Source organism: Streptomyces sp. 5-10 (assembly GCF_014712245.1).
GTDB classification, from domain to species: Bacteria; Actinomycetota; Actinomycetes; order Streptomycetales; family Streptomycetaceae; genus Streptomyces; species Streptomyces violaceusniger.
The window spans coordinates 1-821 of record NZ_JACVYG010000189.1; the positions used below are offsets into that span (position 1 = coordinate 1).

Here is an 821-nt window from a genome sequence, read left to right on the forward strand (position 1 = left end):
AACCGGTCCGGATGCTCAGCCTGCGCACTACGCACCAAACCCCACACCGCCGCACCCGCAAAACTCCCCACCCGCTCACCCGACTCCACCACCACCGCACCACTGGTCCGCACCAACAACCGACTCCCCGCCCACCGCTCATCCATCACAAACTCCCGCAACACCCCAGCGACCTCCCGCACCACCCGATGCACCCCACCCACCACACCACCAGCCCCACAGTCAGCCTCAGCAGGAACAGTCAGGACCACCACATCCGGCACCACCCCACTCCCCGCCAACCGCTCCAAAGCCACCACATCCCCACCCGACAACGACGCCACCACCGGCCCCACCACAACACCCCGCACCGCCTCAGCCGCAACCCGCTCCCACTCCACCCCAAACAAGCAATCCCGCCCCGCACCCACCACCGCCAACTGCCCAACCGACACCGACCGCACCCTCAACGACTCCACCACACCCACAAACCGGCCACACTCATCCGCCAAATCAACCGCAACCTCATCCACACCCACCAACCGCACACCCACCCGCAACCGAACAGCACCCCCACCCCCCAACCGCACACCACTCACCGCAAACGGCAACCTCACCCGCTCACCCAACCCCTCACCCGAACCCTGCCCACCCACAATCAACAAAGCCTGAAACGCCGCATCCAACAACGCCGGATGAACCCCAAACCCCCCACCATCAACCCCCTCCGGCAAACACACCTCCGCAAACACCGCACCACCCAACCGCCACGCCGCCCGCACCCCCTGAAACAACGGCCCATACTCATAACCCCGACCAGCAAAACCCGCATACAGCTCGTC

1 protein-coding gene is annotated in these 821 nt (G+C 65.5%); it reads right to left on the reverse strand.

The genetic code is table 11. The features are described from left to right. Positions 1 to 821: SpnB-like Rossmann fold domain-containing protein (locus tag IEJ02_RS47730; protein WP_191070496.1), on the reverse strand; the 821-nt coding region annotated here is incomplete at both ends.